This is a genomic window from Stappia sp. WLB 29, from assembly GCF_023507705.1.
Taxonomy (GTDB): domain Bacteria; phylum Pseudomonadota; class Alphaproteobacteria; order Rhizobiales; family Stappiaceae; genus Stappia.
In genome coordinates this window covers 394909-421116 of sequence record NZ_JALBGD010000003.1, presented here as the reverse complement: position 1 = coordinate 421116, position 26208 = coordinate 394909, and the positions used below count along the sequence as shown (strand labels likewise).

At 68.4% G+C, this 26208-nt stretch carries 26 protein-coding genes and 1 tRNA gene; 12 read left to right on the top strand and 15 right to left on the bottom strand.

Annotated elements, in window-relative coordinates:
- Positions 1 to 116 precede the first annotated feature (116 nt).
- Together MNI96_RS08310 and MNI96_RS08305 are read left to right on the top strand one after the other, a co-directional pair.
- Positions 117 to 839 carry a DUF1223 domain-containing protein gene (locus tag MNI96_RS08310; protein WP_249692035.1) on the top strand — a complete coding sequence of 241 codons (723 nt, stop codon included), beginning with the start codon at positions 117 to 119 and terminating at the stop codon, positions 837 to 839.
- Positions 840 to 936: 97 nt separating this feature from the next.
- The gene (locus tag MNI96_RS08305; protein ID WP_249692033.1) at positions 937 to 1824 is read left to right on the top strand and encodes a cation diffusion facilitator family transporter; all 888 of its coding nucleotides are present in this window, start codon (positions 937 to 939) and stop codon (positions 1822 to 1824) included.
- Positions 1825 to 1852: 28 nt separating this feature from the next.
- On the opposite strand, the gene MNI96_RS08300 is transcribed toward MNI96_RS08305, so the two are convergent.
- A complete protein-coding gene (locus MNI96_RS08300) occupies positions 1853 to 3064 on the bottom strand; it encodes a hybrid sensor histidine kinase/response regulator (protein ID WP_249692032.1) in 1212 nt (403 codons plus the stop codon).
- Positions 3065 to 3190: 126 nt separating this feature from the next.
- Between MNI96_RS08300 and MNI96_RS08295 the strand changes: the two genes are divergently transcribed.
- Positions 3191 to 4144: an AEC family transporter gene (locus MNI96_RS08295; RefSeq protein WP_249692030.1), complete on the top strand. Its 954-nt coding sequence runs from the start codon at positions 3191 to 3193 to the stop codon at positions 4142 to 4144.
- A gap of 3 nt (positions 4145 to 4147) precedes the next feature.
- Here the strand turns inward: MNI96_RS08295 and gluQRS are convergent, their stop codons facing one another.
- Together gluQRS and MNI96_RS08285 are read right to left on the bottom strand one after the other, a co-directional pair.
- A complete protein-coding gene (gene gluQRS / locus MNI96_RS08290) occupies positions 4148 to 5035 on the bottom strand; it encodes a tRNA glutamyl-Q(34) synthetase GluQRS (protein WP_249692028.1) in 888 nt (295 codons plus the stop codon).
- A 68-nt stretch (positions 5036 to 5103) separates the two neighbouring features.
- The gene (locus MNI96_RS08285) at positions 5104 to 5970 is read right to left on the bottom strand and encodes a pentapeptide repeat-containing protein (RefSeq protein ID WP_249692026.1); all 867 of its coding nucleotides are present in this window, start codon (positions 5968 to 5970) and stop codon (positions 5104 to 5106) included.
- 201 nt (positions 5971 to 6171) lie between these two features.
- Here MNI96_RS08285 and MNI96_RS08280 point away from each other — a divergent pair, with 201 nt between their 5' ends.
- Complete coding sequence (locus MNI96_RS08280) at positions 6172 to 6645, top strand: L,D-transpeptidase (RefSeq protein ID WP_283776376.1); 474 nt, start codon at positions 6172 to 6174, stop codon at positions 6643 to 6645.
- A gap of 475 nt (positions 6646 to 7120) precedes the next feature.
- Here the strand turns inward: MNI96_RS08280 and MNI96_RS08275 are convergent, their stop codons facing one another.
- The 4 genes from MNI96_RS08275 to MNI96_RS08260 all read right to left on the bottom strand — a co-directional run bounded on the left by MNI96_RS08275 (position 7121) and on the right by MNI96_RS08260 (position 10959).
- Positions 7121 to 8137, bottom strand: a complete 1017-nt coding sequence (locus MNI96_RS08275) for a patatin-like phospholipase family protein (RefSeq protein ID WP_249692024.1) — start codon at positions 8135 to 8137, stop codon at positions 7121 to 7123.
- A 90-nt stretch (positions 8138 to 8227) separates the two neighbouring features.
- On the bottom strand, positions 8228 to 9010 hold the full coding sequence (locus MNI96_RS08270; protein ID WP_249692022.1) for a 3-hydroxybutyrate dehydrogenase: 783 nt from the start codon (positions 9008 to 9010) through the stop codon (positions 8228 to 8230).
- A 180-nt stretch (positions 9011 to 9190) separates the two neighbouring features.
- Positions 9191 to 9943 (bottom strand): hypothetical protein, encoded by a 753-nt coding sequence (locus MNI96_RS08265; protein ID WP_249692020.1) that lies wholly within the window; start codon positions 9941 to 9943, stop codon positions 9191 to 9193.
- Positions 9944 to 10044: 101 nt separating this feature from the next.
- The gene (locus MNI96_RS08260; RefSeq protein WP_249692018.1) at positions 10045 to 10959 is read right to left on the bottom strand and encodes a 4-hydroxy-3-methylbut-2-en-1-yl diphosphate synthase; all 915 of its coding nucleotides are present in this window, start codon (positions 10957 to 10959) and stop codon (positions 10045 to 10047) included.
- A gap of 190 nt (positions 10960 to 11149) precedes the next feature.
- Here MNI96_RS08260 and ispG point away from each other — a divergent pair, with 190 nt between their 5' ends.
- The 3 genes from ispG to MNI96_RS08245 are packed head-to-tail and all read left to right on the top strand — an operon-like array spanning position 11150 to position 14048.
- Positions 11150 to 12418 (top strand): flavodoxin-dependent (E)-4-hydroxy-3-methylbut-2-enyl-diphosphate synthase, encoded by a 1269-nt coding sequence (gene ispG / locus MNI96_RS08255; protein ID WP_249692016.1) that lies wholly within the window; start codon positions 11150 to 11152, stop codon positions 12416 to 12418.
- Positions 12415 to 13299, top strand: coding sequence for a pyridoxal kinase (gene pdxY, locus MNI96_RS08250; protein ID WP_249692014.1), 885 nt, complete (start codon positions 12415 to 12417; stop codon positions 13297 to 13299). Before ispG ends, pdxY begins: the two co-directional genes overlap by 4 nt.
- A gap of 20 nt (positions 13300 to 13319) precedes the next feature.
- Positions 13320 to 14048, top strand: a complete 729-nt coding sequence (locus MNI96_RS08245) for a DUF429 domain-containing protein (protein WP_249692011.1) — start codon at positions 13320 to 13322, stop codon at positions 14046 to 14048.
- Positions 14049 to 14069: 21 nt separating this feature from the next.
- Here the strand turns inward: MNI96_RS08245 and MNI96_RS08240 are convergent, their stop codons facing one another.
- The 3 genes from MNI96_RS08240 to MNI96_RS08230 all read right to left on the bottom strand — a co-directional run bounded on the left by MNI96_RS08240 (position 14070) and on the right by MNI96_RS08230 (position 17628).
- Positions 14070 to 15392, bottom strand: a complete 1323-nt coding sequence (locus MNI96_RS08240; RefSeq protein ID WP_249692009.1) for a L,D-transpeptidase family protein — start codon at positions 15390 to 15392, stop codon at positions 14070 to 14072.
- Between the two features lie 214 nt (positions 15393 to 15606).
- On the bottom strand, positions 15607 to 16560 hold the full coding sequence (locus MNI96_RS08235) for an acetyl-CoA carboxylase carboxyltransferase subunit alpha (RefSeq protein WP_249692006.1): 954 nt from the start codon (positions 16558 to 16560) through the stop codon (positions 15607 to 15609).
- A gap of 204 nt (positions 16561 to 16764) precedes the next feature.
- Positions 16765 to 17628, bottom strand: coding sequence for a DUF3108 domain-containing protein (locus MNI96_RS08230; protein WP_249692004.1), 864 nt, complete (start codon positions 17626 to 17628; stop codon positions 16765 to 16767).
- Positions 17629 to 18232: 604 nt separating this feature from the next.
- On the opposite strand from MNI96_RS08230, the gene rpmB reads away from it, so the two are divergent.
- Both rpmB and MNI96_RS08220 read left to right on the top strand, forming a co-directional pair.
- On the top strand, positions 18233 to 18532 hold the full coding sequence (rpmB, locus tag MNI96_RS08225) for a 50S ribosomal protein L28 (protein ID WP_067340754.1): 300 nt from the start codon (positions 18233 to 18235) through the stop codon (positions 18530 to 18532).
- Between the two features lie 172 nt (positions 18533 to 18704).
- Entirely contained in the window at positions 18705 to 19379 is a 675-nt protein-coding gene (locus tag MNI96_RS08220) for a VUT family protein (protein ID WP_249692002.1), read from the top strand.
- Positions 19380 to 19623: 244 nt separating this feature from the next.
- Here the strand turns inward: MNI96_RS08220 and folD are convergent, their stop codons facing one another.
- The 3 genes from folD to MNI96_RS08205 are packed head-to-tail and all read right to left on the bottom strand — an operon-like array spanning position 19624 to position 21244.
- Complete coding sequence (folD, locus tag MNI96_RS08215; protein WP_249692001.1) at positions 19624 to 20520, bottom strand: bifunctional methylenetetrahydrofolate dehydrogenase/methenyltetrahydrofolate cyclohydrolase FolD; 897 nt, start codon at positions 20518 to 20520, stop codon at positions 19624 to 19626.
- A gap of 60 nt (positions 20521 to 20580) precedes the next feature.
- Positions 20581 to 20931: a DUF167 family protein gene (locus MNI96_RS08210; protein ID WP_249691998.1), complete on the bottom strand. Its 351-nt coding sequence runs from the start codon at positions 20929 to 20931 to the stop codon at positions 20581 to 20583.
- Positions 20932 to 20953: 22 nt separating this feature from the next.
- On the bottom strand, positions 20954 to 21244 hold the full coding sequence (locus MNI96_RS08205; RefSeq protein WP_186394277.1) for a YggT family protein: 291 nt from the start codon (positions 21242 to 21244) through the stop codon (positions 20954 to 20956).
- Between the two features lie 209 nt (positions 21245 to 21453).
- On the opposite strand from MNI96_RS08205, the gene MNI96_RS08200 reads away from it, so the two are divergent.
- Both MNI96_RS08200 and MNI96_RS08195 read left to right on the top strand, forming a co-directional pair.
- Positions 21454 to 21529: transfer RNA gene (locus MNI96_RS08200), tRNA-Ala, on the top strand.
- A gap of 166 nt (positions 21530 to 21695) precedes the next feature.
- Positions 21696 to 22874: a GGDEF domain-containing protein gene (locus MNI96_RS08195; RefSeq protein ID WP_249691996.1), complete on the top strand. Its 1179-nt coding sequence runs from the start codon at positions 21696 to 21698 to the stop codon at positions 22872 to 22874.
- 9 nt (positions 22875 to 22883) lie between these two features.
- On the opposite strand, the gene MNI96_RS08190 is transcribed toward MNI96_RS08195, so the two are convergent.
- Entirely contained in the window at positions 22884 to 23756 is an 873-nt protein-coding gene (locus MNI96_RS08190) for a DMT family transporter (RefSeq protein ID WP_249691993.1), read from the bottom strand.
- Positions 23757 to 24204: 448 nt separating this feature from the next.
- Here MNI96_RS08190 and MNI96_RS08185 point away from each other — a divergent pair, with 448 nt between their 5' ends.
- Positions 24205 to 24723, top strand: a complete 519-nt coding sequence (locus MNI96_RS08185; protein WP_249691992.1) for a hypothetical protein — start codon at positions 24205 to 24207, stop codon at positions 24721 to 24723.
- A gap of 274 nt (positions 24724 to 24997) precedes the next feature.
- On the opposite strand, the gene MNI96_RS08180 is transcribed toward MNI96_RS08185, so the two are convergent.
- Positions 24998 to 26179, bottom strand: a complete 1182-nt coding sequence (locus MNI96_RS08180) for an ABC transporter substrate-binding protein (protein WP_249691990.1) — start codon at positions 26177 to 26179, stop codon at positions 24998 to 25000.
- Positions 26180 to 26208: the final 29 nt, after the last annotated feature.

Genomic DNA, 26208 nt, shown 5'->3' with positions numbered 1-26208 from the left:
GCGTGATTTCAAGCCCTCGTGAGTGGCCTTCGCCTGCGACCCAACCTATTGTCGGGGCACTCGGGCTGCGGCATCCGCTGCGGTCGCCGCTTTCACAGGAATGGTCAGATCCCCCGATGCGGGCACCGGCACATCTCATTCTGTCCGTCTTGCTGTCGCTGGCTGCGATGCTCCCGGCCGCGCAGGCCGGCGAGCAGCGCGCCGTGGTCGAACTGTTCACCAGCCAGGGCTGCTCCTCCTGCCCGCCGGCCGACAAGCTGATGGGCGAGCTCGCCCGCCGCGGCGATCTCGTGACCCTCACCTATCCCGTCGACTACTGGGATTATCTCGGCTGGCGCGACACGCTCGCCTCGCCCGATTACGGCGCCCGCCAGCGCGCCTATGCCGAAGCGCGCGGAGACCGCGCCGTCTACACGCCGCAGATCGTGGTCAACGGCAGCGGCCATGTGGTCGGCAGCAACAGCGGCGCCCTGCAGGCCGAGCTGGACAAGCAGGCCCCGCTGCCGGTCACCGTCGACCTGGAGATGGCCGGCGACCTTCTCGAGGTCCGCGTCGACGGCGAACTGCCCGCGTCGGTGAAAATGGCGACGATCTATTTCGTCTTCGTCTCCCGCCCGATCGAGGTGGAGATCGACCGCGGCGAGAACAAGGGCCGGAACGTCACCTATCACCATGTGGTGCGCGGCATCCGCGCCATCGGCATGTGGGAAGGCGGCCCCGCCACCTACCGCCTGCCGGCCAGCGAAATGCGCAAGATGAAAGCCGGACATTGCGCCGTGCTGGTGCAGGTGGAGCCGGGCGGCCGGCCGGGCGTGATTCTCGGCGCGGCCATGCAGTGAAGATCCCCGCCAGGTTTGTCTTGAGGGCAAAAAAGGGGTAGGGCTTTGCCCGCAATCGGGTCCTCGTGTCCCGGACCACTTGCGAGGCTGCCCTCCCATGACCCTTCGCCTGCGCGTCGCGCTCGCCAGCATCTTCGTCGGCATCGCCGTCCTCGCGCTGAAATACCTGGCCTATCGCTGGACCGGCTCGGTCGCGCTCTATTCCGACGCGCTGGAATCGATCGTCAACGTCGCCTCCGCGGTCGCCGCCTTCCTCGCCGTGTGGTTCGCCGCAAAGCCGGCCGACAGCAATCACCCTTACGGTCACCACAAGGCCGAATACATGGCCGCCGTGCTCGTCGGCGTGCTGATCGTGCTGGCCGCCCTGTCCATCGGACACGAGGCCTGGAAGAACTACGTCGATCCGCAGCCGGTCGAGTTCACGCCGGAGGGTCTGGGGGTCAACGCGCTCGCCACCGTGCTCAACGGCATCTGGGCGACCGTGCTGGTGCGCATCGGCCGCGGCCATCGCTCCATGGCGCTGGTCGCCGACGGCAAGCACCTCTACACCGACGTCTTCTCCTCGCTCGGCGTGCTGGCCGGCGTCGTCCTGGTGATGCTGACCGGCATTCGCGAGCTCGATTCGCTGCTGGCCGCGCTGGTGGCGCTCAACATCCTGTGGTCGGGCTGGGGTTTGATGAAGGAATCGCTCGGCGGGCTGATGGACGAGGCGGTCGCCCCGGCGCTGCAGGATCGCATCCGCGAGGTCATTTCGACCTCCGGCGACGGCGCCATCGAGGCGCACGACCTGCGCACCCGCTCGGCCGGCCATGTCGTCTTCGTGGATTTCCACCTGGTCGTGCCGGCCGACATGACGGTCGAGCGCGCCCACGACATCTGCGACCGCATCGAGGCGGCGATCTCCAAGGATGTGCCGGGCGCGCGCACGACGATCCATGTCGAGCCCGAGCACAAGGCCAAGCATACCGGTATCGTGGTGATCTGAAGATAGTCGCGCCGGGACGGCAGCTGGATCAGCCCGCCCGCCCGGCGATCGCCCGGTCGAGGGCGGAAAACAGCGCCGCCGGCAGCACCGGCTTTTCCAGCAGCAGGTCGAAGCTCGACAGGTCTTCCCTTTCGCGGGTGGACAGGGTCGCGGCGGTGATGCCCAGCACCGGCAGGCGGGCGGCGGCGTCCCCTCGCCCGCGGATTTCCGCCAGCGTCTCGATCCCGTCCATACCGGGCATGTTGATGTCCAGCAGCACCGCATCCACCGGCTCGCGCGCCAGCAGCTCCAGCGCCTCGCGCCCGCCGCTCGCCAGCAGCGTGTCGCAGCCGAAGGCGCCGAGCATCGCCTCCATCATCCTGCGGTTGGCCTCGTTGTCGTCGACCACCAAAAGCCGGCGGCGCACCAGGCAGCGTATGTTCGGCCGCTCGCGCGCCCCGCGCGGCTTGCCGCTCCCGCGCACCGTGCCGCCGCCCTCGAACGGGCGCAGCGGCAGACGCAGGGAAAACCGGCTGCCCGCCGGCGAACTCTCGGCCAGCTCCAGCCGCCCGCCCTGGGCGACCGCCAGCCGGCCGGCGCTCCACAGGCCGAGCCCGCTGCCCGTTGCCGTGTCGCGGGCGAGTTCCCCGCGCCGCCGGGCGCGGAACAGAAGCCCGCGCTCCTCGTCCGGAATGCCGATCCCGGTATCGGCGAGGCTCAGTTCCAGCTCCGGCGCACCCGCGCCATTCCCCTCGCCGCCGACACGGGCGGTGAGCGTCAGCCCGCCCTCGGCCGTGTATTTCAGCGCATTGTCGTAGAGAACCGAAAGAATACGGCGCAGCGCCAGCGGATCTGCGACGCGGTAGTTCGCCAGCCCGCCGGCGATGTCGCGCCGCTCGGTGAGCCCGCGCACCCGAGCTTCGGCGGAAAACAGCTCGCACACGGACAGGATGTCGGTGGCCACGTCGCAGGCGTCCTCGTCCTCCGGCGTGGCGCCTGCGAGCCCCTGCGTCGTCATCGACAGCAGCGCGTCGATGGCCATTTCCAGGGTTCTGAGCGCCGAAGCCTGGCGCTGGGTGGTGGGATCGGCGCCGATCATCTCGGCCGCCGTGCGCATGGCCGCCAGCGGCGTGCGCAGGTCGTGCAGCAGCACCGCCACCCGGTCGACGGAAGCCGCCTCCTGCGCCGCCTCCCTGTCATCGGCGCCGGCTTGCGGACCGGCTGCGGGCGCCTCGCCCCCCGATGCGATCGTTCCGACCATGGTGCCGAATCTCCTCGCGTCCCCTCGCCTGCCATGGTGCCTTACCTGCCGGGCAAATCAAGCGGGCATGGCCGGCATGCCCGACTGCGGCTTGTCGGCGCACCCCGGGCATGCGAAAGAGCCTTCATGGTCGACCAGATCCTCTCCATCGTTCTGCCCGTCTTCGCGCTGATAGGCATCGGCTATGCCGCCGCCCGCTTCGGCATCCTCGATGCGAAGATCGGCGATGCCCTCGGCCAGTTCATCTACGTGATCGCCATTCCGGTGCTGATCTTCCGCACCCTGGCGACCAGCTCGCTCGGCGGCGTCTCGCCCTGGGGCTTCTGGATCTCCTACTTCACCGGCGTCGCCGTGGTCTGGGCGCTCGGCACGGTGATCGTCCGCCGCCTGTTCGGGCGCGAGGCGCGCGCCGGGGTGATCGCCGGCATCAGCGCCGGTTTCGCCAACACGGTTCTCGTCGGCATTCCCCTGATCACCGCGATCTACGGCGACGAGGGGCTGGTGCCGCTCTTCGTGCTGATCTCCATCCACCTGCCGGTGCTGACCGTGGTCTGCGCCGTCCTGATGGAGCGGGCCGCCGTGCTCGACGGGACCCAGGAGGCGAAGCCCTTGGGCGAGCTGCTGATCGGCATCGCCCGCAATCTCGCCACCAACCCGATCGTCATCGGCATCGTCGCTGGCGGCATCTGGCGCGTGACCGGCCTGCCGATCGAAGGCGTCTTCGCCGACGTGCTCGCGCGCATCGCCGGTTCGGCGATCCCCGTCGCCCTGTTCTCGCTCGGCATGAGCATCGTCGCCTACGGCATCCGCGGCAACCTGGTGCCCGGGCTGCTGCTCAGCCTGCTGAAGATCGGCGTGATGCCCGCGGTGGTCTATCTGATGGCGGCGCATGTGGTGCATCTGCCGCCGCTGTGGGTCTCGGTGGCGACGCTCACGGCCGCCTGCCCGACCGGCATCAACGCCTTCCTCTTCGCCAACCGCTACGGCACCGGCCACGCCATGTCGGCGAACTCGATCACCATGACGACCGGCCTTGCCGTCGTCTCCACCGTGTTGTGGATGGCATTCCTCGGGCTCTGAATATCAGAGCTCCAGCCCGACCAGGCGCCGGACCTCGTCCGGCGTCGCGCCCTTGGCCCTTAGCTCGGCCAGCGCCGTATCGCCCTGCGACTTCGACAGCTTGCGCCCGTCCTCGCCCAGGATCAGCCGGTGATGGCGATAGAGCGGCTCGGGCAGGCCGAGCAGCGCCTGCAAGAGCCGGTGCACCGCGGTTGCCTCGTAAAGGTCGCGCCCGCGCACCACATGGGTGATGCCCTGCAATGCGTCGTCGACCACCACCGACAGGTGATAGCTCGTCGGCGTGTCCTTGCGCGCCAGCACCACATCGCCCCAGCGCGCCGGATCGGCAGCGATGCGCGCCGGCGCCTGCCGCCCCTCGTCGTCCTGCAGTTCCTGCCAGGAGAGCGGCGCCTTGCAGCGGGCGAGCGCTGCCGCCATATCGAGCCGCAGCGCGAACGGCGCCCCTTGCGCCTCGCGTGCGGCGATCTCGTCCAGGCTCAGAACCGCCTCGTCGCCCGGATAGAGCGGCGCCCCGTCGGGATCGCAGGGCCAGGGCGCGCCCCGCGTCTCCTCCAGCCGCGCCACCGCGCGCGCGATCTCGCCGCGGGTCAGGAAGGCCTTGCGCACCAGCCCCATGACGGAAAGGCGCGCGAGAGCGGCCGCATAATCGGGGAAATGCTCGGACTGCCGGCGCACCGGGCGCTCCCAGTCGAGCCCCAGCCAGGCGAGGTCCTCCAGCACCCCGGCCTCGAGCGCCGGCGTGCAGCGGGCGGCGTCGATATCCTCGATGCGGATCAGCAGCCGCCCGCCCAGCGCCCCCGCCATGCGCGCATTGAGCAGCGCGGACAGGGCATGGCCCAGATGCAGGCGGCCGTTCGGCGAGGGAGCGAAGCGGAAGACGGGTCGGCTCATGGCGTGATCTTGTTGGCGATCCCCGCCGCCGCGTCAATCTTCCCGCGGAAGCGAATGTCCGGACCGCCTCAGCGGTCCTTGTCGTCCATGTCGCTGCAGGTCTTGAGCGCGATGCCGTCGGGCAGCTTCGTCGTCGCGTCGCCGCAGGCCCCGACCATGCGCGCTCCGTCGAGGCCGCTGGCGCCCGAAAGATCGGCTCCCACCAGCCGCGTGCGCCGCATCAAGGCCCCGTCGAGCCGCGCGCCCGACAGGTTGGCGCCGGTCAGGTCGGCGCTGGAAAAATGCGCGCCCGTCAGATCGGCATCGCGGAAATCGGCCCCTACCGCGCTCACCCGGTCGAAATCCGCATTGGGCAGCCGCGCGCCGGCGAATGTCGCCGACATAAGGTTGGCGCGTTCCAGGTTGACGCCCTCCATCTTCGCCTTGCTGAAATCGGCTCCCGACGCGATGGCACGGATCAGCAGCGCCTGGCGCAGATCCGCCCCTTGCAGGCCGGCGTCCACCAGATTGGTCTCGACCATGTCGGCATTGCGCAGGTCCGCGCCCGCAAGGCTCGCCCCGGCCAGGATCGCCTTTTCCAGGTCGACGCCGCGCATCGACCCCTTCGAGAGGTTTGCGCCGGTAAGGTCCGTACGCTCCAGTTCGGTGCGCCGCAGGTCCGCGCCCGCAAGGTTCGCCCCGATGAGCGAAGCCTCCTTGAGGTCCGTCTCGCGCAGGTTCGCCCCTGCCAGTTGAGCTTTCTCGATGGTGAGACCGCGCAGCTCGGACAGGCGCAAATCGCACCCTGCGCAGTCGCCGCTGCGCTTCAACCGCTCAAGATCGCTTTCGCCGAGCGCAGAACCGGTCGCCGCCAGCAGCGCGACCATTGCCGCCGCTGCGGCACTCGCTTTCGCCCGGCGCGCCTGGCGCGCAAAACTGGCACCGAATATCGTCATCGCGAACCTCTCCCGTCGGCCCGGCGCCTCTCCCTGAGTCACAGTTAGGGCTGTGGAGCGGGCAATTTAAGGGCGCGGCGGCGCAATGGAGCGAGAATTCGCACCCTCGCCAGAACGGACCTTGCGGCATTGTGGAAAACGACTGTTAATACCCTGTGGAAAATCCGGAGGGAGCCGGCACGAAGGGAATTGGGGGGAGACATGAACCATCCAGGTCTTGCGCTGGCCTTTGCGCGTGCGCGCCAGCTTCTGGTCGCGCTGTCCTGCGCACTCGTCCTGATGCTTGCGCCCGGCCTATCGAGCCCGGCGAAAGCGGCCGGCATCACCGCCCGCATCGACCTGACCGACCAGCGCATGCGGGTCTACAGAAACGGCCGGCAGATCCACGACTGGCCGGTCTCCACCGCCCGGCGCGGCTATCGCACCCCGGTCGGCACCTTCCGGCCGGGGCGCATGCACCGCCGCTATTTCTCGCGCAAGTACGACGGCGCGCCGATGCCGCATTCGGTGTTCTTCCTCGGCGGCTATGCCATCCACGGCACCACCGACATCCGCAATCTCGGCCGTCCCGCCTCCCATGGCTGCGTCCGTCTGCATCCGGACAATGCCCGCCGGCTGTTCGGCCTGATCCGCGACGGCGGTAAACAGAATGCGCGAATCGTCATCACCCGGTAACCTTTACCGGCGATGGCCGGCCCGGCCGGTTGCGCAAGCGACTGGAAATGGGGAATAATCACCGGACGTAGCAGCCGAGCACTGCGCCTTGCGCAGCTTTCGGCAGTCGTCATCCGGCTTCAAGCAGCGCTTGCGTGCCGGATGAGATGCTGGCGGGACGAAGGAAGACAGCGGGGTCGCATTTGCCGCCTTCCCTCGTCCGCCGATCGCTGACGACGCACAACCTGACTATCAGCGTGCCAATGATGGAGCAAAACCCTTGCCAAATCGTTGGCACGCTGATTTTCGCAGATGTGGTGCGCGCGCCCTTTCCGGACCGCAAGATGTCGCCGCCGTTAACGGAGCGCTAACCGCCCTTGCAACGCAATCTGCAAGGCGAAGCGCGAAAGCCGGTTAAGATCGGTTAACGAAGCGTTCGAAGCCACCGGGCGGACCGCGAATCGCCGGCTCGAAAACGAATCACTTGCGGTCGACATCACAGGAATTCGGCGCGCAGGTCGATGCTCGAGCGCTTGCCCACGGCCTCGTAATTCTCGTCCGCCCAATCCTCCGCCGCCTTGCGACCGATGTCGCGCAGATGGGTGAGGAACCGCCATTCCGCATTGACCTTGGAGGACGCCTGCAGCGGATTCAACTCGGTCGCCGAGATCCGGTGCATATGGACCTTCCGGTAGTGCCCGGACTCCAGCTTGCCGTCCTCGATCAACCGGGTGACGAACTCGATGGCGCGCATTTCGCGCAAGAGCGTCGAGTTGAAGGTGATCTCGTTGAGCCGGTTCAGGATCTCGCGCGCCGTGCGCGGCGTTTCCTTGCGCTCCACCGGATTAATCTGCACCAGCACCGTGTCGCTGCTTCCGGTCGTGCCGAACAGCGGGAACAGCGGGGGGTTGCCCATGTAGCCGCCGTCCCAATAAGGCACGCCGTCGATCTCCACCGCCTGGAACACATGCGGCAGGCAGGCCGAGGCCATCACCGCATCGAGCGTGATTTCGCCGTCGGAAAACACCTTGATCTTGCCCGACTGCACGTTGGTGGCGCTGATGAAGATCTTCAGCCGGTCGCAGGCGCGCACCGCCTCGAAGTCGACCGTCTTCTCCACCACGTCGCGCAGCGGATTGATGTTGAGCGGGTTGAACTCGTAAGGCGAGGCGAAGCGCGAGGCGATGTCGAAGGCGAGGTAGCTCGGCGACATGTCGAGGCTCCACTGCCCCATGATGATGTCGATGGGCGAGCGCCGCAGCGGGCTCAGCCAGGCCTGGTCGCTGACCGCCTTCCAGAACCTTTCCAGCGCCTCGCGCGCGCCGTCCTCGCCGCCCTTGTGGAAGCCGTCGGCCAGCACCACCGCGTTCATCGCCCCGGCCGAGGTGCCGCTGATGCCCTCGATGGTGAAGCGGCGGCTCTCCAGCATCCAGTCGAGCACGCCCCAGGTGAAGGCGCCATGCGCCCCGCCGCCCTGCAGGGCAAGGTTGATCGGCTTGGGAGCTTTGCTCATGGATCGCCTCGGGCTGTCGCAGGAATGGGGGAACGGCATCGCCCGGCGGGAGGCCGGGCGATGCGGATCTGGCGGCGCGGCTGCCGGCCCTTACTGGGCGACCCAGCCGCCGTCCATCTGCAGCATGGTGCCGGTGATGGAGGCCGCCTGGTCGCCGGCAAGGTACAGCGCCAGCGAGGCCACCTGGTCGACGGTGACGAACTCCTTGGTCGGCTGCGCGGCCAGCAGCACGTCGCGCTTGACCTGCTCCTCGGTCAGCCCGCGCGCCTTCATCGTGTCGGGAATCTGGCGCTCGACCAGCGGCGTCCAGACATAGCCCGGGCAGATCGCGTTGACGGTGATGCCGCACTGGGCGACTTCCAGCGCAATGGTCTTGGTGAAGCCGGCTATGCCGTGCTTGGCCGCCACATAGGCGCTCTTGAACGGCGAGGCGACCAGCGCATGGGCCGAGCCGGTGTTGATGATGCGGCCCCAGCGGCGGGCCTTCATGCCCGGCACCGCGGCGCGCGTCGTGTGGAAGGCGGAGGACAGGTTGATCGCGATGATCGCGTCCCACTTCTCGATGGGGAATTCCTCGACCGGCGAGACGTGCTGGATGCCGGCATTGTTGACCAGGATGTCGAGCGAGCCGAACGCCGCCTCGGCCTCCGCCACCATCGCGGCGATCTCGTCCGGCTTGGTCATGTCGGCGGCCGAATAGCGGCACTTGACGCCGAACTCGCTCTCGATGCCGGCGCGCTCCGTCTCGATCGCCTCGGCATCGCCGAACCCGTTGATCGTCACATTGGCGCCGTTCGCCGCATAGATGCGGGCGATGGCAAGGCCGATGCCCGAGGTCGAGCCGGTGACGAGGGCGGACTTGTTGCTGAGCATGCGAAGGGATCTCCTGTCCTGGCGGACGCTGGAAACGGTCCGAAAATCGGTGCTGCCGGTGCCGGACCGGCGCGGCAAGGCCGCCCTTTCAGGCGGCCCGCCACATAGAACATGAGATCGCGCTGCGCTGCAACAAGGGTCGAGGCGCCGCCCGGGTCGCCCTGTCGCAGGCCGCTCGCGTCAGTCGGCCGGCGGTGCCGCCGGCGGCGCCATGTCGCGTTCGCGCAAGATGTAATAGCCGCCGGACAGGATGCCGATCTGCAGCGCGGTCAGGGCGATCTGCAGCGCCAGCGACAGGATCAGCACGGCGATCGCGGCGAACACCGCCCCCCCGCCGATCGTGTTGGCGACGAAAGACAGGAGCATGTCCACGGCGGTGATGCACAGGCCCGTACCGATGGCGGCCATCGCCATCGGCAGGCCGAGCCCCTCGCTGCGATAATACGCATCGCCAATGCCGAGCGGCTCGTCCAGCGCCGTTGCCGGCAGGATGAGGAAAAGCCGCATCAAGGATGGCAGGATGAAGAACGCCATCACGCCAGCTGCCATGATAAAGCCCGGCCACCCCGTTACAAACAAGCCTGCGATGGTTATCACCACGATGGCCGGGATCAGACCGATCAGGGACACCAGCAGCGTCTTGCCGAGATAGGCGATCTCGCGCCGGCCGAAGCTGAGATTCACCGGCCCGGGCCGCTCGCCCAGCAGCAGGTTGCGGTGCCAGGCGACGGCGATGGAGGCGGAGGAGCACACCCAAACGCCCGAGGTCACGAAGATGACGACGAAGGAATTGGCGGCGAGCAACGTCCCGAGCACGCCGAGCACGGCGACCAGCGCGTACCAGGCCCAGACGATCCGCAGGAATGCGTCGAAATCGGAAAACAATGCCTTGAACGCACCGGTGAACAGCCGGGCGGTTGTCCTTGCAAACATGGAGCCCCCTTCAAAAGACCTTCCACTTCTGCGACAGGCGGGCGCCCCAGGCAAGCCATGATCGTGCTGCGGATGCGAAGGAATGCAGGGAAGATGCGGCCTCAATCCCGGCGGGAGCGGCTCTCGATGACCGAACGCACCGCCTGGCGTGCCTTGTCGCGGCCGGCCTCCGCCCGCCGTTCTGCCGCCCGTTCCGCGTCAGCGATCTTCAGGCCGACCTGCTCCACGAAACGCTCGCGCGTCAGCGCATAGGCGGTGGCGTGCATCGAGGCGAACAGCCAGGTGACGATCACCATCACGCCCATCGGCACCAGCGCCGAGCGCAGCTCCGCAGCGAGGCCCGTCGCCGGCACGAAAGCCTCGCCGACCAGCCAGACCAGGCCGACCCACAAGCCCGACACCAGGGCGGCCAGCAGCGCCACGACGAGGGCTGCGAGAACCAGCGCCCAGCCGATGCCGGCGGTCAGGCGCCAGGACTCGCCCAGCGACATGCGGTCGTCCAGCGCGGCGGCCGGCAGCACCAGCGACAGGCGCTGCACCAGCATCACCGTCAGGAACGGGCTGCCCAGCAGCAGGGCGAAGCCGGCCGGCGCCATCACCGGCAGCAACAGGCCGGCGACCAGCAGCATCGGCACGAAGAAGACGCCGGCGAGCGTGCCGAGCAGCAAGAGCTTCCAGGCGACCCGCAGGTTGCGGGCACCGAAGGCGAGCGGAAACGCCCGCTCGCCGAGCAGGATGCGCCGCAGATAGGCAACCGCGATGGAAAAGCCGGTGGCGATATTGGCCAGCCCCGCCAGGATGCGCAGCGCCCGCTCGCGGTCGTCGCCTGCCGCCGCGCCGGCCAGCGGCTCCATCATGTAGGAGCCGGTGGAAAAGCCCGTTTCCGGCATCAATTGGCCGCTGATCGCCAGGTTCAGCGCCAGCAGCAGCAGCATGTAGCCCCAGCCGGCGGCGAACAGCGTTCCGAACCGGTCGCGGGCAAGCTCTAAGGTCCGGCTGAGAACGACGAGCAGCATGGGCGGGCTCCCTGCCCCTATTCGAGAAAATGGAGCCCCTGAGATGCGACCTCGCACCGCCCGCGTCAAGCAGGCGCGGGCGGTACCCCTGCTGCGGCCTTGCGAAAGCACGTGGCGCGCCCTATTCAATCGGCGGTATCCTTGCAGGGCGGGGGCGCAGGCCTTCCGCAAGATCGGGACGATCGGCGACATGCAGAGCAACAGCCCCATCCGCGAAACGCAGGCCGGACCGGCCGCACGGCGCGTCTCGGTCCCGGTGAAGGTCGGCTCGGTCACCGTCGGCGGCGGCGCCCCGGTCGTCGTCCAATCGATGACCAACACCGACACCGCCGACATCGACGCCACCGTCGCCCAGGTCTCGGCGCTGGCGCGGGCCGGGTCCGAGATCGTGCGCATCACCGTCGACCGCGACGAGAGCGCCGCCGCCGTGCCGCGCATCCGCGAACGGCTGGAGCGGATCGGCGTCCATGTGCCGCTGGTCGGCGACTTCCACTATATCGGCCACAAGCTCCTCGGCGATCATCCGGCCTGTGCCGAGGCGCTGGAGAAATACCGCATCAATCCCGGCAATGTCGGCTTTCGCGACAAGCGCGACCGGCAGTTCTCCGAGATCGTCGAGATCGCCTTGAAGCATGACAAGCCGGTGCGCATCGGCGTCAACTGGGGCTCGCTCGACCAGGAGCTGCTGACCCACCTGATGGACGAGAACGCCGCCAGCCCCGCGCCCGTCTCGGCCGCGACGGTGATGCGCGAGGCCATCGTGCGTTCCGGGCTTCTGTCGGCCGCAAGGGCCGAGGAGCTCGGCATGGGCCGCGACAAGATCATCCTGTCGGCCAAGGTGAGCCAGGTCCAGGACCTCATCGCCGTCTATGCGGATCTCGCCGCGCGCTGCGACTATGCCCTACATCTCGGCCTCACCGAGGCCGGCATGGGCACCAAGGGCATCGTCGCCTCCGCCGCCTCCATGGGCATCCTGCTGCAGCAGGGCATCGGCGACACGATCCGCGTGTCGCTGACGCCGGAGCCCGGCGGCGACCGCACCCGCGAGGTGCAGGTGGCGCAGGAGCTGTTGCAGGTGATGGGCTTCCGCGCCTTCATACCGGTGGTTGCCGCCTGCCCGGGGTGCGGCCGCACCACCTCCACGGTGTTCCAGGAGCTCGCCCGCGACATCCAGGACGACATCCGCCGCTCCATGCCGGTGTGGCGCGAGAAATATCCCGGCGTCGAGGCGCTCAACGTCGCGGTGATGGGCTGCATCGTCAACGGTCCGGGCGAGAGCAAGTTCGCCGATATCGGCATTTCCCTGCCCGGCACCGGCGAGGCGCCCTCCGCCCCCGTCTTCGTCGACGGCAAGAAGGTGGCGACCCTGCGCGGCACCGGCATTGCCGAGGAGTTCAAGGCGATGGTCGACGACTATATCCGCAACCGCTTCGGCGGCGAACGGTCCGCTGCGGAATGACCAAGCTCATGCCCGCCGCGGCCGACGCGCGCGACGTCCTCGTCGTCAATTCGCAGGTGGTGCGCGGCTCCGTCGGCGGCCGCGTCACGCTCTTCGCGCTGGAACGGCTCGGCCACCAGGTCTGGTTCCTTCCCACCATCCTGCTGCCGTGGAACCCGGACGAGGGGCGCGGCCACCGCCATGTACAGGACGATGAAGGCTTTGCCGCGCTCGCCGACAACCTGATTGGCGCCGACCTGCTGCCGCGCATCGGCGCGGTCGTCTCCGGTTATCTCGGCAGTCCCTCGCAGGCCGCGGCTGTCGCCCGCCTGGTCGCGGCGGTGCGCAAGGCCAATCCGCGAGCGCTCTATCTCTGCGATCCGATCAGCGGCGACGACGGCGATCTCTACGTGCCGCCGGAAACCGCCGCCGCCGTGCGCGACACGCTGCTGCCACTCGCCGACGTGGCGACGCCCAACCTCTTCGAACTGCAATGGATGAGCGGCCGCCGCATCGACAGCGAGGCCGACACCATCGCCGCCGCCCGCGCGCTCGGGCCGCAGCGCGTGCTGGTCACCTCCGCGCCCGCCATGCGCCGCAACTCCACCTGCAACCTGCTGGTGACGCCGCGCGCCACCATCGCCGCCGAGCATGGACTGGTGCCGAACGCGCCGCACGGCACCGGCGATCTGATGGCCGCCATGTTCACCGCCGGCCTGATGGCCGGGCTCGACGACGAGACCGTGTTGAAGCGCTCCGCCGCCACCGTGTTCGAGATGGTCGCCCGCTCGGTCAAGCGCCACGCCCGCGACCTGCTGCTGGCCGACGAGCAGTCCTCGCTGATCAACCCGATGGCGCTCGTCTCCTGCCGGCGCGTGCTCGACGCGCCGCTGCGCGCCTGAGCGGCCGGAAAACGGGAGCCATGCTGCGGGTCGCCGGCATCGACGGCTGCCGCTCGGGATGGATCGCGGTCCTGCGCGACTACGCCGCGCCGGACGCCCCGCCGCGCCACACGCTGTTGCAGCTCCCGCGTTTCGCGGAGCTCCTCGCCGATCCGGACATTTCCGTCCTTGCCGTCGACATGCCCATCGGCCTGCCCGAGCGCGCCGGCCTTGGCGGGCGCGGACCGGAGCGCTGCGTGCGCCCGCTGCTCGGCGAGCGCCAGTCCTCGGTCTTTTCCGTGCCCTCGCGTGCCGCCGTCTTCTGCGAGGACTATGGCGAGGCCTGCGCCGTCGCGCTCGCCAGTTCCGAGCCGCCGCGCAAGGTCTCGCGCCAGGCCTTCCACCTCTTCCCGAAGATCCGCGAGATCGACGCGCTTATGACCCCGGCGCTGGAGGCGCGGGTCTTCGAGGTCCACCCGGAGCTCGCCTTCTGGCGGCTCAACGGCGAACGGGCGATGAGCCTGCCGAAAAAGGTGAAAAGCGCGGCCAGCATGCCGGGCCTCGAGGAGCGCATCGCCCTTCTGTGCCGCCATGGCTACGACGAGGCGTTCCTGCGCCAGCGCCCGCCCTCCGGGGCCGGCCGCGACGATCTGATCGACGCCTGCGTCAACGCGGTGATCGCCGAGCGGATCGCGCAGGGGCGCGCCACGCCGTTCCCGCGCGCGCCGGAGCGCGACGCGAAAGGCCTGCGCATGGCGATCTGGGCGTAGGGCCTGCGCCGACCCCAATGATCAGGGCTTGGCGGGTGGCACCGGCGCATCCGGATCCGGCGTGCCTTCGGCAGCGTCCGCCTCCTGCGAGCCGCCCCCTGAGAACAGCCGGCTGAAGAACCCGCCGGACGTCTTCTTCTCGGTCGCAGCGAAGGCCGTCTGCTGCGTGGCGGCCTCGGTGGCGGCCTCGGTCGTCGCCGTGTCTGCCGCCGCCGTGGCTGCAGCTGCCGGGGCCGTTGCAGCGGCAGGCGCCGCCGTGGTCGCGGCGACCGCGACGGGCTGGCTCGCACCCGCCGCCGGGGTCGTCTCGCCCGACGTCTCTGGCGTCTCGTCGGCCTTGTCCGCGTCGCTGTTGCCGAAGAGCGCGGCGATCTGCGCACGCCGGCGCTCGGCCCGTTCCTCTGCCGCGGCGATCTCGATGATCTTCTGGTCGTCCTTGCGCTGCTTCTGCGCGACTGCGACCTCGATGGCGTCGGGAATGTCGTATTCCGGGCATTTGGCGGTGGCGCGGAAGGGCACGCCCTCCACCAGCGGCACTGCGTCGAAGACATAACGCTTCTCGCAGACGTCGATCTTAGGCGGCTGCTTGGTGACCTCGAAATGGTCGTAGCCGCTCTTCAGCATCCGCCAGAACTCGTAGTGTTCGGACTTGCGGTGCTTGGCCATGTTCTCCGCGGTCATGCGGAAGGGGAAAGCCTGCACCTGGAACGAACGCTGGCCGCCCTTGAAGCTCTCGCGCGCCAGGCCGTAGATGTCCTGCACCTGCTGGTCGGTCATCGCGTAACACCCGCGCGAGGAGCACGCGCCATGCACCATCAGATGCGTGCCGGTGCGGTTGTGCGAGCGGTCGAACTGGTTGGGATAGCCGAGGTTGAATGCCAGGTGATAGCTGGAATTCGGGTTCATCAGGGCCGGCGTGATCTCGTAGAAGCCTTCCGGCGCCTGGCGGTCGCCTTCCTTGATCTTCGGACCCAGTTCGCCGGACCACTTGCAGATCTCGAAGGTCTCCAGCAGCGCGTAGCGCCCCGAGCGCGTCTGCTTCCACACTTCAAGGGTGGATTCTTCCTTGAAGATGCGCAGCATGATCGGACTGGTCGTCGACATGTCGAGACCCGGCATCTTCTGCCGGATGCTGGCGCTGATCTCGCGCAGGTGCTTCGGCCCGGTGGTAATCATCTCGTCGGCCTGGCAACCGGCGAGCGCGCCGGCAAGCGCCAGCGCCACAAGCGTCCTGCGGGTGTTTGTGCGAAGCCGCGCGATCCCCTGCACCATCATGCCTGTCTGCCCGAAATTCTGCCCGAAACCATATTCGAAACTGCGCTCGAAATCACGTCCCGGCGACATCACGCGTGCCTGCCGTGCCGCCACTATCGGGCGGCGCGGCCCGCGCTTCCAGTCACTAGGGAGTTACCCCGCCAGCGGTCCTGCCCTCAGCGGCGGCCGGAAACGCAACTGTTCCGGCGCACGCCCTGCGGACGGATTTCGCAATTCTCGCGCCTTGCTGACGCAAGATTCTGGCGTTTTGGCGGCAGATCGTGATCGAAGCCCCTGGCGGAGCTTACAGCGACCGGCCGATGGCCAGGAACTTGTCGCGGCGATGGGCGCGGATCTCGGCGCCGCTCATGCCGTCGAACCGGGCCAGCGCCTTGTCGATGGCCCCGCCCGCGCGGTCGATGACGATGGCCTTGGCCCGGTGCGCGCCGCCCAGCGGCTCCTCGACGATCTCGTCGATCACCTTGAGCTGGATCAGGTCCTGCGCGGTGATCTTCATGTTGGTGGCCGCGTCCTGCGCCCTGGCGCTGTCGCGCCACAGGATCGAGGCGCCGGCCTCCGGCGAGATCACGCTGTAGATCGCGTGTTCCAGCATGGCGACATGGTTGGCCGTGGCGATGGCGATGGCCCCGCCCGAGCCGCCCTCGCCGATGATGACGGCGATGTTCGCCGTCCCCAACGCCAGGCAGGCGTCGGTCGAGCGGGCGATCGCCTCGGCCTGGCCGCGCTCCTCGGCGCCGATGCCCGGATAGGCGCCGGCGGTGTCGACGAAGGAGACGACCGGCAGCGAGAACCGCTCGGCCATCTGCATGATGCGCACCGCCTTGCGGTAGCCCTCGGGCCGCGCCATGCCGAAATTGTGCTTGAGCCGAGACTGGGTGTCGGCGCCCTTCTCCTGGCCCAGGATCGCCACCGAGCGGCCGCGGAACCGGCCGATGCCGGCGATGATCGCCGCGTCCTCGGCATAGCTGCGGTCGCCGGCCAGCGGCGTGAAGTCCTCGATCAGCCCGGTGATGTAGTCCGCCGCGTGCGGGCGGTCCGGATGGCGCGCCACCAGCGTCTTCTGCCAGGGCGTCAGCCGCGAATAGAGGTCGCGCAGCGTCTGCTCGGCCTTCTTTTCCAGCCGCTCGATCTCGCCCGACACCTCGACCGCCTCGCCCGAACCCGCGACCGACCGCAACTCATGGACCTTGCCCTGCAGGTCGGCGACGGGTTTTTCGAACTCGAGGAAGCTGTGCATCGGTGTACCGGTCCAGAAAGTCTGCGGCGCGGCCTCATGCCGCCGCCGGGTCGTTTGCGGCGCGACACTGGCGAGGGAGGCTGCCGCTGTCAAGTTGCCCGCCGCGTCGACATGGCGTGCGCGAGGCGAAAATGCAAGCGCCGGCGGGAGCGATCCGCGCCGGCGCTTGCGAAATCGGGGGGCGGCCCGCAGCTGTTTTTCGTCTCAGCGGGCGGCCTGGTCCTGGCCGGGCTTGAAGTCGAGCTGGCGCGGCTCCACCACCAGCGTGCCGCTGTTGGTGCCCATCTCGATGCGGTAGGGCACGAAGACGCGGCCGGAGCCGAGCGGTGCCAGCCACGCTTCCATGCGGCGGTTTTCGGCCATGTACTTCACCGACTTGGTGGAGGGGCGATGGCCGGCGACCGGGATCCAGCGCGCCGAGCACACCACCACCTTGCCGTCGTAGCCCTTGCCCGAGACCTCGCGGATTTCCTTGAAGCCGAGCTGGATGTCGAAGCGCGTCCAGCCGTCGAACACCGGGATGCGGCGGTCGCAGACCGCGGCGTCCGGCTGGCCCTTGGCCGCCTTCACCGGCATCAGGATGGCGCTGAGCGGGTCGACGACGTTGCGCGTGTGCTTTTTGGTGACCTCGATCCGCTCCGGATTGGGCTTGAACTTCGGCGTCACGCGCATCGAGCGCACCTTGCCCGAGCCCTGCGCCAGGTCGACGAAGAAGTCGCGGTCGGCCGCGCGCGAGGCCATCTTGTAGCTCGACGGCACCACCTTCTTCCCCGACACCCAGCCGGAGGCCTCCGCCCCGCCCTTGCCGGCGGAAAACAGCGTGCCGATGCCGGCCGGCTCCATGCCGACCTTGGCCGAATAGGCGTTGGCCTGCAGCACCAGCGACAGCGAGCCGCGGGCGATCTTGAAGCCGGAGACGGAGATATCGTAGACGCCGCCGAGCCGCGCGGTCTCCGCGCTGGCCGGGCCGGCTGCCAGCGGGGCGGCCAGCATCGCGGCGGCGGCCAGCCCTGCGGGAAGCAGGCGGCGGGCCTGTGACCTTGCAGACGAAAGGAAGAGCCTGGACATCGGAACCTCACACTCCGCACGGCCGCGGCCGGCCGGACAACACACTCGACTTCCGGCCCTGCCTGCGCACCCGCTTCGGCGGCCGTCGCCGATGCACGCGCGCCCTTGAGCTTTAAGGACACGGCGGGCCCGATGGACCCGAAAGAACCGGCCCGACAAGACCGAAAAGGGACGCCCGGGGGGACGTAAAGCTTCTCTCCGCAAGAGGCCGGCTTGGCGACTGAAACCCTGCGGGACGGCGAACCGTTCGTGCTGGCATTCTCGCGAAACACGGTAACCGCATGGTTAACGGACTGCAAATGCCGCCGAGGCCTCATCGGACGATGGGCACGCCGCGTTGCGCCCGCGCCACTCTTGCGGTATCGGGACTTGCATCCTCGGGCGCCGGCGCGCGGACGGCCCGCCGCTTTCGCGCGATTTCGCGTGCAAGACGCCTTGACGGCGCGTCGCTCGCCCCGTATAGCAGGCCGACTTTTCGACCATTGCCGGACAATGGGCGCCGGGCCGTGCGGGTCCGCGAACGCCCCGGCAATCTCCAGCAGGGGCATCCGCCCCGTCTTGAAACGATCGGGGCTCGCTCCGAGAAGAAAGAAAAAGGTGTCCCATGGCACGCCGTTGCGAACTCACCGGCAAGGACGTGATGACCGGTAACAACGTCAGCCACGCCAACAACAAGTCGCGCCGCCGGTTCCTGCCGAACCTGTGCAACGTGTCGCTGATTTCCGACGCGCTGGGCGAGACCTACAAGCTGCGCATCTCCGCGCATGCCCTGCGCTCGGTCGAGCATCGCGGCGGCCTCGACGCCTTCCTTCTGAAGGCTGCCGAGAGCGACCTGTCGCCGAAGGCCCGCATCCTGCGCACCGAGATCAAGCGTCGCCTGGCCGCTTCGGCCGCCGCGGCCTGATACGCTGGCGCGTCCGGCAGGCTCGGCCCGCCGGACCTGATGCGATCCTCGACGATCGAGCTTGCAGGAGGCGCCATGGCGCCTCTTTTCGCGTTTCCCGGTCGCCCTTCCGGCGTCGGCCGGGCCGCACCGTATCCGGCCGACGCACGGCCGAAGGTCAGGAACGAACGACATGACGCAGACCCGCTTCGCCCCGGCACCCTTCACCCTCGCGCAGGCCGTCCCGGCGGTCCTTGCCATGGCGGTCGTCGTCGTCGCCTCCAACATCCTGGTCCAGTATCCGCTGGAAGCGACTCTCGGCGGGCTGAACCTTGCCGACCTGCTGACCTGGGGCGCCTTCACCTATCCGGCCGCCTTCCTCGTCACCGATCTCACCAACCGCCGCTTCGGCCCGCGGGCCGCGCGCAAGGTCGTGCTGGTCGGTTTTGCCCTCGCCGTGCTGCTGTCGGTGTGGCTTGCGACGCCGCGCATCGCGGTCGCCTCCGGCTCGGCCTTCCTGATGGCCCATCTGCTCGACATCGCCGTCTTCGACCGGCTGCGCCGCTTCACCTGGTGGCTCGCCCCGGCCGTCTCCTCGACGCTGGCCTCGATCCTCGACACGGTGCTGTTCTTCGGCCTCGCCTTCTCGCTCGCGGCGACCCCGCTGCTCGGCTATGGCGACGAGTTCGCGACCTCCGCCGCGCCCTTCCTCGGCGTCTTCGCCCTGGAGCTGCCGCGCTGGCTGTCCTGGGCCGCCGGCGATTTCGCGGTGAAGCTGCTGGTCGCCGCCGCCCTGCTCCTGCCCTACCGGCTGATGCTCGCCGTCCTGGTCCCGGCTCCGACGGGCGAACACGCCAACCGCGCCTGATCGGCGCCACAAGCCCTTCGCACAAACGAGAAGCGCGCCCTCCGGCGCGCTTTTTCGTTTTCGGAGAGGGAACCAGCAGGAGCTCTGGAAATGAATAGGACCCGGCTCTCCGGCTTCGCCTGCGGCCGGGGTGACGGCCGAGGATGGGGCGACGGCGCCGCGACCCATTGGCACCCTCGGCAGTCGCGATCCGGGACCAAGGAGCCGACGGCCTACCGGCAGCGCCCTCAGATCCACGCTGACCTTACAGCGCCGGCGCCGGCAGGCCCCGGCGGGCGCAGGCCGCCTGCACCGTGTTCGCCAGCAGGCAGGCGATGGTCATCGGCCCGACGCCGCCCGGCACCGGCGTGATCGCCCCGGCGACCTTCACCGCCTCCTCGAAGGCGACGTCGCCGACGAGGCGCGTCTTGCCCTCGCCGCGCTCGGGCGCCGGCACCCGGTTGATGCCGACATCGATCACCGTCGCCCCGGGCTTCACCCAGTCGCCGCGCACCATCTGCGGCCGGCCGACGGCCGCCACCAGGATATCGGCCCGCCGGCACAGCTCGGCGATGCCGCGCGTGCGCGAATGCGCCATGGTCACCGTGCAATTGGCGTTCTGCAGCAGCAAGGCCACCGGCTTGCCCACCAGGATCGAGCGGCCGAGCACCACCGCGTCGAGGCCGGAGAGGTCGCCGCCATGCGCCTCGCGAGCCAGCATCACGCAGCCCTTCGGCGTGCAGGGCACCAGGCCCGGCCGGCCGAGCACGATCCGCCCGGCATTGGTCGGGTGCAGCCCGTCGACGTCCTTGGCCGGGTCGATGGCCAGCACCACCTTGTCCGTGTCGATCTGCGCCGGCAGCGGCATCTGCACCAGGATGCCGTCGACCTCCGGGTCCGCATTGAGCCGCGCCACCAGGTCGAGCAGCTCCGCCTCGGGCGTCTCCGCCGGCAGCCGGTGCTCGATCGAGCGCATGCCGCATTCCTCGGTCTGGCGCACCTTGTTGGCGACATAGACCTGGCTCGCCGGATCCTCGCCGACCAGCACCACCGCAAGGCCGGGCATCGCGCCGTGATCGGCCTTCAGCGCGGACACCGCCTCGCGCACGTCGGCGCGCAGGCGCGCCGCCCGCGCCTTGCCGTCGATCAGCTTTGCAGTCATGGAACCTCCGGAAACACCGTCAAAGTTGGGCAGAGTTGGGCAGAGTTGGGCAAAGTCCGACTACCTTAACTGCCCGCCGCCGGCGATGTCGGCAAGGCGAGCGGCAATCGCTTGCGCATCCGCGTCATCGCGGGCGGCAAGGAGAAACGTCTTGAGCCGCGCCGTCGCGCCCGCGGTCAGCCGCACGTCGCGCTTCGCAAGGCCGAGTTCCGCGGCCAGCACGTCGGCGACCGCCTTGTTGGCCGCGCCCTTGTCGGCGACCGCCCGCACCCGCACGCAGAGCACGGCCCGCCCGTCGGACAGCCGCGTCACCCCGTCGATGCCGTCGCGGGCGGCGCGCGGCGTTGCCCGCACCGCAAGGCGCACCCCGTCCCGCGTCGTACTCCAGGCGGTCTCGGCGTCGCCGGTCATCGCGGCCGGGCCGGCCCAAGCGTCAGAAGACGTTGGGATAGACGTAATAGGCCAGCACCCGCTGCAGCAGGAAGATGCCGAGCAGCAGCACGATCGGCGACAGGTCGAGCCCGCCCATCGCCGGCACGTAGCGGCGGATCGGCCGCAACAGCGGTTCGGTCAGGTTGTAGAGCACCTGCCCGATCATCGCGACGAACTGGTTGCGCGAGTTGATCACGTTGAAGGCATAGAGCCAGGAGAAGATCGCGCTGGCGATGATCACCCACGTATAGAGATTGAGAATGAGGAAGATCACGTCGAGGATGGCACGCATGGGCGGCGGGTCTCCGGATTGGACCGTCGAGGGCTTGGACAAACGGGCGATTTCCCCTCATGTAGCCGCCGCGCGCGCCCGCCGCAAGGCTCCAAAGACCCGCGTCCCGGGCCGCGCGCACGGCTTGTCTACAGGCTGTCCCCGCGCACCGGGGAAATGCTTGACAGGGGCACCCGCCCTCTCCTAAATGCCGCTCACGCTCAAAGAGCGGGGCCGTAGCTCAGATGGGAGAGCGCTGCAATCGCACTGCAGAGGTCAGGGGTTCGATTCCCCTCGGCTCCACCAATTTCCCCCTTGCGTTGAAATCACTGGCCGAAAGCGCCCACCGCAGCCGGTGCCTGCGGCTTCAGGTTCGCCCGCGCCCACTCGCGTCTCCAGCGCCGATCCCTAAAATTGTAGCGATCCGGTTCAGCCGATGTTCATCCGCCCTCTCCTACTGGGAGGCGACAGGATGAGACCGATGCCGCATCTCGACTTTCAGACCCTTTATATCCTGATCTTCCTCAACTCGCTGGCCGTGACCGCGGTCTGGGCCGGGTTCGCCTGGATATACCGCCCGCACACTGCCGCCCAATACTGGCTCGCGGGGACACTGTTGTCCTTGGTGGGCGGCCTCGTGCTGGCGACGCAGGGCAATGCCGGCGCGCTGGTGCCCGCCGTCCTCGGCAACACGATCGTCATCCTCGGGTTCTCGCAATTCTGGATCGGATTGCGGCGGTTCGAGCATCGGCAGGGCGGATGGGCCGTGGCCGTCGCGTTCACCCTCGCCGCCGCCGCCGTGATGATCGCCCTGCACGACAGCGGCCGCGGCCGCGCCATCGTCTACGCCTCGGGCCAGTCCGCCGTGATGCTGGCCTGCCTCGTCCAGCTGCTGCGCAACCGGATCTCCGGCATCGGCGCGGTGATCGCCGCCACCGCCTTCGCCGTGGCGCTTGCCGGCCAGCTCCTCGTCGTCGGCTCGAACGGGGCGGTGCTCGCCGGCATGCTGGACTACGAGGTCTATTACGCGCTCGCCTCTTACGCCCTGCTCTGCACGGTGTTCAGCGGCATCGTCTGGAACCTCGGCTTCGCGCTGATGGCCGTCGACAGTCTCCACCGGCAACTGAAGGGTCTTTCGGAGACCGATGCCCTGACGGGCCTTGCCAACCGCCGCGCCTTCGCGGCCCGCGCGGATCTGCTGCAGCAGCAGGCGGAGATCCGTCCCTGGAGCCTGATCCTGATCGATCTCAACGACTTCAAGCCCCTCAACGACCGCTTCGGCCATCTAGCCGGCGACCGGGCGCTGGCGCATTTCGCGCAAGTTCTGCTCTCCTGCGCAAGGCCCGGCGATCTGGTCGCACGGCTCGGCGGCGACGAGTTTGCCCTGCTGCTCCCCGGCACGTCCCTTGCCGAGGCCGAGACGCTCGCCCGGGCGATCCGCCGCAAGGTGGCCTCGTCTCCCTTGCCGCTCGGCGAGGGCACCGTGCCGATATCCGCCGCCATCGGTCTTGCGGGGTCCGGCGAGGAACCGGCCAGCGGCGACCGGCTGTTCTCCCTCGCCGACGCGCGGCTCTACGAGGACAAGAAGGCGTCGAAGGAGCAGCGCCCGCGGTCCGGTCCGACGCGCCTCCAGCTCGCCACGCAAGGCTAGCGCCCGCCCTCACGAAGCCGAGAGCAGGACGACGCCGGCGATCAGCACCGCGCAGCCGGCGAGCCGAAACGGGCCGACGCTTTCGCGCAGGATCACCATGCCCATCAGGGCGCCGACCATCATCGACATCTCCCGCAAGGGCGCGACGGGGCTGAGCGGCGCGCCGTCGCTCAGGGCGGCGAGCACCAGGATATAGGACGCCGGGGCCAGCAGCCCGACCCCGACCGCCGTCCACCAGTGGCCGCACATCGCCGCCATCGCCTGGCGCGGGCGCGCCATCACCACCGGCAGCAGCATGAAGAACCGCAACAGGTTCGACACCCATTCCAGCACCACCGGCGCGATGCCGAGCGACTTCACCGCCACCGCGTCGACCACCGTGTAGCCGGCTATGAACCCGCCGGTCGCCGTCCCCCAGCGCAGGCCCGCCTGCCCGCCGGGGCGGGTGAAGGCGGCGATCTTTCCTTGCGTCGAGATCAGCAGGATGCCGGCGACCACCAGCAGCAGACCGACGACGCCGGTGCCGGTCGGCACCTCGCCCAGCAGCACGAAGGCCCCGAGGCTGGAGAGCATCGGCCCCGTCCCGCGCGCTACCGGATAGACGACCGAAAGGTCGGCCACCTGGTAGCCGCGCTGCAGGCACAGGCTATAGGCGAGATGGATCAGGCTGCTCAGCACGATGAAGGCGGCGCCCATCGCCGTCCAGGCGATGCCGCCCTTGGCCAGCAGGTAGATCACCCAGGGCGCATAGGCGATGCAGGCGACGACGTTATAGGCGAGGACGAAGGCCGCGCCGGCATGGGCCGCCCGTTTCGCCAGGAGATTCCAGGTGGCATGGATGAAGGATGCGAGAACGACGAGACACAGAGAGGCAAGCGTCATTGAGACCCCCCCTTGCGCGATGCGCGGTTGATCTCGACGTCTCCTCCCCTGAGCTTTTGTCCCTTGGGTGCAGCCGGGGAACTCCCCCGGTTTCTGCAACGCTCGGTCCTGCGGCGAAGCGCCCGGATCCCTAGTTGCCACTCGGTCGATGGCCCATCCTAGCCCCGGCCCGCCCGCCATCGCAAGCCGGCTAAGCAGTTTGCCACCGGAAGATGCGCGCACATGCAGGAAAATTCCGGCTGGTTGCACCGACGACCTCTCGTATATGAAGACGGGAAATCTTGCGGACAACGGTAAGGGGAGAGACCTATTGGGCGCGGACGGCGGACCCCCACATGAGCCGTGCATCTGGTTGGTGCAAGGCCACGGCATATTGAACTCGCGTGGTTGGGTACCGCGCGAAGAATTCGAGAATGGCGGAAGAACGCCGGAGCCGATCCTGGAAGCGATGGGACAGACCAAGATCGGCTGGTTCCTGCCGCAGGACCGGTTTCCGACAGACAATTATCCGCTCCCGAACAGCCATCCGTCGGCGCACAAACAACGCGTGCCGCAGATCTTTTCCAACGGCTTCATTTTCCTGGCGGGCGAAAGCGCCGAGGTGGTGCGGAGCTTCGACATGGGCAAGGGCGCGCTCTATCCCGTGCGCCTGTGGCATCCGGACGGCAAGACGCCCATGCCGGGCGAGTTCTTCTATCTCAGCCAGGGCAACAAGAAGGACGCCCTCCTGCCGGAGAAGAGCGCGAACCTGGATCAAGTTGCGCTGGGTCGCTGGCGAGTGCCAAGGGCACGTCGCGACAAGCCCCTGGCTGTTTTCTCCGGGGCGGCGCTCGAAGGCCCCGATCTGTGGTGGGACAAACTCATTGTAGATGACTTCTTCATCAGCGACCGGTTGAAGCGCGCCCTCGATCAGCGACGCCTGTCGAGGGACTGGCTCCTCGTCCGCTGTCCGGTCGTCTTGGACTGAGTTTGGCCGGCACGGTTCCCTCAGCCCCTCCCTCCCAAAAAAAACGCGCGCGAACCCCAGTGTGGTGAATTTGACATACGCCTCAGTCAGGCAGCACCCACAGAGCGTATGTCAAATTCGAAAACCACACTGGAAACACATGCTTGCCAGTCATCTTATCGAATCTGAAGTTCGTACGGAGCATGCCGCGAAAGGTGACGAACTTCAGATTCGGATGACTGCCAGCCCGCGCGCGCCAGTCGCCATCCCCGCCGGAAGGGCCGGCGGAAGCTCCTTACATCTTGCAGTCCTGGGCCAGGCTGTCCTTGTAGTCCGAGACGACCTTGCGCACGAAGGACGTGGCGTATTTGCCGTCGTCCCGCTTCACCACCGTCAGCATGTGGAAGTCCTGGATCGGATAGTGGTTGGTGTTGAAGGAGAACTTGCCGCGCACCGAGGCGAATTCGGCCGCCTCCAGCGCCGTGCGCATGGCCTCCTTGTCGTCCGTGTTGCCGCCGGTCTTCTCCAGCGCGCTGGCGATCAAGAGCGCCGCGTCATAGGACTGGGCGGCGTAGGAGCCCGGCACATAGCCGTATTTCTCCTCGAAAGCCGCGACGAAGGCCTTGTTGGTCTCGTTGTCGAGATCCGGCGCCCAGGACCCGGCGGACAGGAAGCCGACCGCTGCGTCCTGCTGGCCCGGCAGCGTCGATTCGTCCGTGGTGAAGACCGACAGGAACTTCATCTTGTCGGACAGGCCCGCCGCGTCGAACTGCTTGACCAGCCGCACGCCCATCCCGCCCGGCATGAAGGCGAACAGCGCGTCGGCGCCCGAGGTGGAGATGCGGGCGATCTCGGCCGAGAAGTCCTGATGGCCGAGCGGGGTATAGACCTCGTCCGCCAGCGTCCCCGAGAAGGTCTGCTTGAAGCCTTCGACATTGTCCTTGCCGGCCTGGTAGTTCGGCACCATGGCGAAGACGTTCTGGAACCCCTCCTCCGTCGCGATCATGCCGCTGACTTCGGCCGGCTGGTTGTTCTGGTAGGAGGTGACGAAGAAATACGGGTTGCAGTTGCGCCCGGCGAAGGTCGAGGGGCCGGCATTCGGGCTGATCAGGAAGGTCTCGGCCTCCACCACCGGCTTGAAGATCGCCTGCAGCATGTTCGAGAACACGGTGCCGACGACGAAGTCGACCTGCTCGCGCTCGATGAGCGAGCGTGCCTTGAGCAGCGCCACGTCCGGCTTCAGTTCGTCGTCCTCGACGATCAGGCTGACCGGCTGGCCGCCGAGCTGCCCGCCGTTCTGCTCCAGCGCCAGCTGGAAACCGTCGACGATCTGCTGGCCGAGCGCTGCGGGCGGGCCCGACAGCGTCACCACCATGCCGATCTTGATGTCCTCGGCCCATGCCGCCGAGCTCATCAAGGCGCCCAGCGCGACGCCCGCGGCAAGGCCGGTCAGTTTACGCGTCCACGTGCAAGTCATGATCATTCCCCTCTTTTCGCCCCTTTGTC

Bases quoted from the DNA above. Each gene is read 5' to 3' on its own strand.
- MNI96_RS08310 (WP_249692035.1), top strand. From the start codon at position 117: ATGCGGGCACCGGCACATCTCATTCTGTCCGTCTTGCTGTCGCTGGCT.
- MNI96_RS08305 (WP_249692033.1), top strand. From the start codon at position 937: ATGACCCTTCGCCTGCGCGTCGCGCTCGCCAGCATCTTCGTCGGCATC.
- MNI96_RS08300 (WP_249692032.1), bottom strand. From the start codon at position 3,064: ATGGTCGGAACGATCGCATCGGGGGGCGAGGCGCCCGCAGCCGGTCCG.
- MNI96_RS08295 (WP_249692030.1), top strand. From the start codon at position 3,191: ATGGTCGACCAGATCCTCTCCATCGTTCTGCCCGTCTTCGCGCTGATA.
- gluQRS (WP_249692028.1), bottom strand. From the start codon at position 5,035: ATGAGCCGACCCGTCTTCCGCTTCGCTCCCTCGCCGAACGGCCGCCTG.
- MNI96_RS08285 (WP_249692026.1), bottom strand. From the start codon at position 5,970: ATGACGATATTCGGTGCCAGTTTTGCGCGCCAGGCGCGCCGGGCGAAA.
- MNI96_RS08280 (WP_283776376.1), top strand. From the start codon at position 6,172: ATGAACCATCCAGGTCTTGCGCTGGCCTTTGCGCGTGCGCGCCAGCTT.
- MNI96_RS08275 (WP_249692024.1), bottom strand. From the start codon at position 8,137: ATGAGCAAAGCTCCCAAGCCGATCAACCTTGCCCTGCAGGGCGGCGGG.
- MNI96_RS08270 (WP_249692022.1), bottom strand. From the start codon at position 9,010: ATGCTCAGCAACAAGTCCGCCCTCGTCACCGGCTCGACCTCGGGCATC.
- MNI96_RS08265 (WP_249692020.1), bottom strand. From the start codon at position 9,943: ATGTTTGCAAGGACAACCGCCCGGCTGTTCACCGGTGCGTTCAAGGCA.
- MNI96_RS08260 (WP_249692018.1), bottom strand. From the start codon at position 10,959: ATGCTGCTCGTCGTTCTCAGCCGGACCTTAGAGCTTGCCCGCGACCGG.
- ispG (WP_249692016.1), top strand. From the start codon at position 11,150: ATGCAGAGCAACAGCCCCATCCGCGAAACGCAGGCCGGACCGGCCGCA.
- pdxY (WP_249692014.1), top strand. From the start codon at position 12,415: ATGACCAAGCTCATGCCCGCCGCGGCCGACGCGCGCGACGTCCTCGTC.
- MNI96_RS08245 (WP_249692011.1), top strand. From the start codon at position 13,320: ATGCTGCGGGTCGCCGGCATCGACGGCTGCCGCTCGGGATGGATCGCG.
- MNI96_RS08240 (WP_249692009.1), bottom strand. From the start codon at position 15,392: ATGTCGCCGGGACGTGATTTCGAGCGCAGTTTCGAATATGGTTTCGGG.
- MNI96_RS08235 (WP_249692006.1), bottom strand. From the start codon at position 16,560: ATGCACAGCTTCCTCGAGTTCGAAAAACCCGTCGCCGACCTGCAGGGC.
- MNI96_RS08230 (WP_249692004.1), bottom strand. From the start codon at position 17,628: ATGTCCAGGCTCTTCCTTTCGTCTGCAAGGTCACAGGCCCGCCGCCTG.
- rpmB (WP_067340754.1), top strand. From the start codon at position 18,233: ATGGCACGCCGTTGCGAACTCACCGGCAAGGACGTGATGACCGGTAAC.
- MNI96_RS08220 (WP_249692002.1), top strand. From the start codon at position 18,705: ATGACGCAGACCCGCTTCGCCCCGGCACCCTTCACCCTCGCGCAGGCC.
- folD (WP_249692001.1), bottom strand. From the start codon at position 20,520: ATGACTGCAAAGCTGATCGACGGCAAGGCGCGGGCGGCGCGCCTGCGC.
- MNI96_RS08210 (WP_249691998.1), bottom strand. From the start codon at position 20,931: ATGACCGGCGACGCCGAGACCGCCTGGAGTACGACGCGGGACGGGGTG.
- MNI96_RS08205 (WP_186394277.1), bottom strand. From the start codon at position 21,244: ATGCGTGCCATCCTCGACGTGATCTTCCTCATTCTCAATCTCTATACG.
- MNI96_RS08195 (WP_249691996.1), top strand. From the start codon at position 21,696: ATGAGACCGATGCCGCATCTCGACTTTCAGACCCTTTATATCCTGATC.
- MNI96_RS08190 (WP_249691993.1), bottom strand. From the start codon at position 23,756: ATGACGCTTGCCTCTCTGTGTCTCGTCGTTCTCGCATCCTTCATCCAT.
- MNI96_RS08185 (WP_249691992.1), top strand. From the start codon at position 24,205: ATGGGACAGACCAAGATCGGCTGGTTCCTGCCGCAGGACCGGTTTCCG.
- MNI96_RS08180 (WP_249691990.1), bottom strand. From the start codon at position 26,179: ATGACTTGCACGTGGACGCGTAAACTGACCGGCCTTGCCGCGGGCGTC.